Source organism: Bradyrhizobium sp. (genome assembly GCF_019244115.1).
In the GTDB taxonomy this organism is placed as follows: domain Bacteria; phylum Pseudomonadota; class Alphaproteobacteria; order Rhizobiales; family Xanthobacteraceae; genus Bradyrhizobium.
Genome location: NZ_JAFATE010000691.1, coordinates 1 through 5,484, shown reverse-complemented (window position 1 = coordinate 5,484; position 5,484 = coordinate 1). Strand labels below are relative to the sequence as shown.

At 62.9% G+C, this 5,484-nt stretch carries 4 protein-coding genes; 2 read left to right on the top strand and 2 right to left on the bottom strand.

Annotated elements, in window-relative coordinates; all coding sequences use genetic code 11:
- Nucleotides 1-806: 806 nt before the first annotated feature.
- Nucleotides 807-2,606, bottom strand: coding sequence for an FAD-dependent oxidoreductase (locus JOZ76_RS29950; RefSeq protein WP_291704884.1), 1,800 nt, complete (start codon nt 2,604-2,606; stop codon nt 807-809).
- 162 nt (nt 2,607-2,768) lie between these two features.
- Between JOZ76_RS29950 and JOZ76_RS29945 the strand changes: the two genes are divergently transcribed.
- Both JOZ76_RS29945 and JOZ76_RS29940 read left to right on the top strand, forming a co-directional pair.
- The gene (locus JOZ76_RS29945; RefSeq protein ID WP_291704882.1) at nt 2,769-3,584 is read left to right on the top strand and encodes a LytTR family DNA-binding domain-containing protein; all 816 of its coding nucleotides are present in this window, start codon (nt 2,769-2,771) and stop codon (nt 3,582-3,584) included.
- Nucleotides 3,585-4,265: 681 nt separating this feature from the next.
- Complete coding sequence (locus JOZ76_RS29940; protein ID WP_291704880.1) at nt 4,266-4,826, top strand: Imm21 family immunity protein; 561 nt, start codon at nt 4,266-4,268, stop codon at nt 4,824-4,826.
- 121 nt (nt 4,827-4,947) lie between these two features.
- Here JOZ76_RS29940 and JOZ76_RS29935 read toward each other — a convergent pair.
- Nucleotides 4,948-5,484: helix-hairpin-helix domain-containing protein (locus tag JOZ76_RS29935; RefSeq protein WP_291704878.1), on the bottom strand; the 537-nt coding region annotated here is incomplete at its 5' end.

Here is a 5,484-nt window from a genome sequence, read left to right as displayed (position 1 = left end):
CGCCCTCCAGGAATCGAAGAGGGCGCAGGGAATGCCGGGTGAGGGCCTCACCCATGGCCCGCCAGCAATAAGAAAAGCTGGCGGCAGGTACCACAGGTTCAGCCGAATCATCCGGCATTCCCTGCGCGATGGCTTACGGCTTATACGTGATCTCCCCGGGGACCGGGCTTTCTTGCCCCCGTCGCTTGCGAGATCATCAACTCGCAAACTTAGCCTCAGCGTCGGGAGGCCAGGACCACACGATTTCGCCGTCCGCACCGGCATCGCTCGTCCAGCGCAGCCGGCACGTCCACCGCATCCCGCCTCACGATCGTGACGACGCGTTCGCCCCTCTTGCCGAGGCGGGACGGGTCGATAATGCCTCTGATTTGGGGTCGGCGTCAAATCAATTTCTGAAAAACGAAACAAGGGCACTGCGACAAACTGGCACGACGGGCAATCTGCGCATGTCGCGCATGCGGAATTTGCTCGTCGGGCAACGCGCGTCGTGCGCAGGATCCGTGCGGCTCATATCCGCCGCCGGCATGGGAACGGCGACATGCATCATCTCGTCCTCGCGCGTGTCTCCGGACACGCGGCATGCCTGGAGACGGAAGACGCCTGACTCCCAAGTTGGGTCATCAGCGTCGGTTGCGCGGCCCTACCGGCATTTCCGCTCTACACCACAAAAGCCGACACCAGATGATTGCCGGAGTTCGTCGGTGTGGCGATGAGCTGACATGCAGCGCGATTGTGTGGAGTATTGGATCACCTCGTCAGCCCGCCGCTCTGGCAGCGTCGTCGGATCGATCTCAAACCGAAATTCACTAGAGTCGCGTAAATCCGTCGGCGGACCATCCCTCGCTGCCGACGCCATTGTGCACGAAGAACAGCCCATCGGGATCGTATTTCGCTTTCACCGCTTGGAGCCGCGCATGGTTCTCGCCCCAATAGGCGCTCTGCCACCGCGGATTGAAATAGTTGCTTTCGGATAGGTACGACCCCGCGTCTGGCGCTACTCGAAGCAGTTCCGCGGCGGCGAGATCAATTGCCCGCGCGTTCTTTCGGGCGGCGGCCAGGTCGATCGGCGGCCGCGCAAGTCCGGGATAGCGCGGGCCTTCGCCGTCGGCGATGACGGCCAGGGCGAAGGCTTCGGTTGCAGCGGGATTGGTGGCCGTGGCCTTGGCGGCGGCGATCGCTTCGTCCGGCGCCCCGGCCAATCCCTTGCTGAACTGTAGCTCGACTTTCTTGTATCGGGTCGCCGCGAACAGAGCGTCGACAAGGCGCCAGCGCTCTGAGTCTTGCAGCAAGGACGCCGGCAGCCAGAGCGACTCGAATCCATGGAAGAACGCGCCGACTTGCTCCTGGTCGCCGCGCCACCAGGCGCGATAGCGGGGCGCGCCCGGGCGCGAGTCGGCGACCAAGGAAGAATTGACGCCCCGATCCCAATAGCGCCGCGCCGGAATCGTGACGACGCCATAGGGCGTCTCGAGCGAAAAGTCCTGCGGCGACTCTTCCACCCAGTCGGAGAAAGGTCGCCAAGCCGCCTCCGCCTGAGCGCTGTTGAGGCCTTGGCAGACCATGGCGATTTTGAGCGTGTTGTCGGGCGCGAAGCTGACCTGTTCGCTCCAGTTTGGATTGAAGAGGTTCTCGGCATAAAAGGCCATGAAGCGGTCGATCAAGCGTCGAAAAGCGTCGTCCGATTGCGCCTTGATCATTCCAAAGGCAGCGCCAAAGAATGTCGGCAGGTCATAGGTGCGCAAGGTGAGCCGCGTCACCACGCCCCAGCTTCCGCCGCCACCGCCTTTGATCGCCCAGAACAAGTCCGGATTGATGCATGCATTCGCGACTTGCACCGCGCCGTCGGCGGTGACGATCTCGGCTTCCAGCAAGCTTCCGGCCGCGGTGCCGAATCGTTTGGAGAAGCTGCCGAAGCCGCCGCTCTGAACCAGCCCGGCGACGCCGACATCCGTGCAGCCGCCACCCTGAACGTAGCGGCCGGCCTCGCTGGTGACCGCGTGATAGAGGTCGATCCAAACCGCACCTGCCTCGGCGCTGACGGCCGGAAACGACGCGACTTTGCCTTCGCAGCCTTGTGGCGTGAAGGCGTCATGCAGCGTCACCTTGTTCATCGCGCGCGTCCAGATCAGCAGAGAATCCGGCGCGTTCGACGTCCCTTGATAGCTATGACCCGCGCCTTTCACCACCAGGCGCAGATGATTAGCGTGAGCAAAGTTCACTGCCGCCGCAACATCGGCGCTCGATCGGGCCTTGACTACATAGGCGCTGGCCGCCGGCGTCCAGGCGTCGAGCCAGCCGGAGACCTGCGTGCCGCCGGCCTGGTCGCCGATAAAGAAGGGATTGTGCATATTCGCCAGCGCGTCGACGCAAGCCGCACCGTTGGGGTCCGCTGAGCAGGCGCCGAAGGGCGGCTCGACCGTGATCAGGTTGCCGCCGACCGCGTCCTTCAGTTTGGCCCAGCTTTCGGCGCTCGGCCAAGCGGGATCGCCGGGCCTCACGCGGCTGAAGCCCGAGGTCGGCCCCTCGTTGGCCGTGGCCCGAGCCAGCAAATGAGGTTGCAGGGCGATTGTCGCCATCATCCCTTTGAGCAGGCTTCGTCTGTGCATTTTCCTGTCCTTTCCCTCCGGGCGCGGCGGGCTTATACTGAGGACGAGATGAGACCCAGCCTTTTCGCCGCCGATCGCGACGATTCTTCCAAACGCGTCACGCCGCTGGAAGGGCGACGGGACGGAGCGCGCCCAATCGGTGGCGCCTGGCGATGGCTTGGGATGAGCGGCGAGGTTTTGGGGACAGGCGGCCTCGCGCGCCGCTCTCTCTTGCGCCGCTACCCAGTCGCCGCGATTGTCGTCGGCGCGGTCGGCGCGATCAACGTCATCACCGACTATCACGGGGAACCGCGTTACGGCTTGGCTGCGCCGATCCTCTGGGAAGTATCGAGCGGACTCACCGTCCTTCTGTTCTTGTGGATCCCCTGGCTCGCCTCCCGCGTCGCGCCGGTCATGGCGCAGCCGCGCAGGCGGCTTTTGGTCCACATTCCGGCGGCGTTGCTCTTCTCGCTGGCGCATGTCGCGGGCTTCGTCGTCTTGCGCAAGCTGGTCTATCGGCTGGTGGGCGCGCATTACGATTTCGGCCCTCCGCTTCCCAATTTCCTTTACGAATTCGCCAAGGACGCATTCAGTTACGCGCTTATCGTCGCCGCCTTCGCGTGGACCGATCATCTCGTGCGTCAGTGGGCGAAGGGCGAACCGCCGGGACCGGCGCAGACTTTCGACATCCGCGACGGCGCCAAAGTTACTCGCGTGCGGCTGGATCAGGTTCTCGCCATCGCTTCAGCGGGAAACTACGTCGAGTTCGTGCTAAAGGACGGGCGCAGGCTGCTGATGCGCTCGCCGCTATCGACGCTGGAAAGCGAGCTTGGCTCGCGCGGCTTCCTGCGCACGCATCGATCGTGGCTGGTGAACGCCCGAGAAATGACGGCGCTCAAGCCGGAGGGGTCAGGCGACTATACGATAGAGCTTGGGAACTTGACCGCGCCGCTCTCCCGCCGCTTCCCGGAGGCGCTGGCGAAGTTGCGCGGCGGCTGAACTCCTCAGCCCCCTCGAGGTCCGCGAACCGGTCGATGGATCGCAACAGACTGACTGGCTGGGTCGGCGAAACATCATTGGGGGAGGAGGGCAAGGGAGTTTTACGTAGTCGTTCGAGTCGCATTTGTTGCCCGAAGGGGCAGATGCCTCACGTCCGCTGGGGCACACACCCGGAAGTTCGCGGCCAGCGCGAAACGGTCCGGTGTACCTTCAACAACCGACCTGCTCCTTAAGACCGGCGGCGCGGACATGAGGGATCCATTCCAATCTTGATGGCGCCTCAGCAAGCGTAGCCCGGATGAGCGAAGCGAGATCCGGGATCTTCCCCGCGGTGAGATCCCGCATGTCGCTGCGCTCATGCGGGCTACTTGCTTATAGCAAGGTACCAAAATACCAGTCAAAATATAGCAGCTTGGAATGATCGGCGGCGTTAGGCCTGGACACCCTCAAGAGCAGCAATCAGCTCCAGCAGGTTGTCGACGTCCTTCGATGGCGCGAAGTCAGAATGGGCCCAAATCGGGATCGGCGCGGGGGGTCTAGCGTTCGAGGTCTCCTGTGGGTCAGACCCGGAATATCTCGCGCCGAGCATAAGGAGTCCGCTTGCTGCCAAGCAGCGTAAGCGATACTCCCACCGGAGGTCCGGGTCGGGCCAATAGGGAAATACCTGCTATCGTTCGACGCATGATGCGAACACACACTTGGATAGCGACAACCGGCGGTCCTCATCTGCTGATTGCTGACGAAGAACTCCAGCATTGGCGGGGTATTGACAGATGGCACGATTATGGAAATCCGGCTGACCAAAGTGACTATGGCCGGGCGTGCAGAGTAACAACTTGGCTGGGATCAATTGCCTGCCACCAACGTAGTGCTGTTGTGCTATCTGGCGATGCCGGCGACATGGCATGGTACTCCAATGGCCTGGATGACAGAGGCTTTCTCGTTCAATGGCTTGGCGTTGATGACGAACGGCTCATCGAGCCTGCATTGCGCGTGCCACAACTGCGCGAACTTCTAGAGAGTTCAAACGCTGAACGGCTTGAATTCGAGACAGGTGCGTCCGGTGCAATGTGGCTCATAGATGCATCGGATCGAGGGTACGATCTGCGCAGCGAACATGAGGTTCTGGCGTTACGGCCAGGCAGCTACCTCGCGAGAGCCGCTTACTACCACTCTACCGGGCTGGCGATTGTAGTTCGCGAAATTTGTTGGATCAGTCCACTATCCAACGAAGTCCGATAGGGGGGGCACACCCGGAAGTTCGCGGCCGGCGCGAAACGGTCCGGTTTACCTCCAACAACCGACCTGCTCCTTGAGACCGGCGGCGCGGACCTGAGGGATCCAATCCAATCTCGATGGCGCGTCAGGTCCCCTGCGGATGGAAGAACTCAAAAATCCGGCGCGCGCTCTCGGCACTGACACCGGGGACCTTGCCGAGATCGGCGATGGAGGCGCGTTCGATCTCCTTCAGCGTTCCGAAGTGATGCAGCAGCGCACGTTTGCGTGACGGGCCGATGCCCGGAATCTCCTGCAGTCCGGCCTCGCGGATGTCCTTCTTGCGCAGTTTACGATGCGAGCCGATCACGAAGCGGTGCGCCTCGTCGCGCAGGCGCTGGATGAAATAGAGCACGGGATCGCGCGGCTCGAGCTTGATCGCCTCGCGGTCCGGCAAGAACAGCGTCTCCCGCCCGGCATCGCGCTCGGGTCCCTTGGCGACAGCCATCAGCGCGACCTGGGTGAGCCCAAGACTCTCGAAAATCTCCCGGGCTGCGCCGAGCTGGCCGCGGCCGCCGTCGATGATCACGAGGTCGGGCCATTGCGGCACGGATTCATCGTCCGCCTTCGCCTTCCTGGCGTCGGTCTCGGGAGGAGCCAGCAATCGTTTGAAACGCCGCTGCAG

Coding starts and splice junctions, on each gene's coding strand:
- JOZ76_RS29950 (WP_291704884.1), bottom strand. CDS start 2,606: ATGCACAGACGAAGCCTGCTCAAAGGGATGATGGCGACAATCGCCCTG.
- JOZ76_RS29945 (WP_291704882.1), top strand. CDS start 2,769: ATGAGCGGCGAGGTTTTGGGGACAGGCGGCCTCGCGCGCCGCTCTCTC.
- JOZ76_RS29940 (WP_291704880.1), top strand. CDS start 4,266: ATGATGCGAACACACACTTGGATAGCGACAACCGGCGGTCCTCATCTG.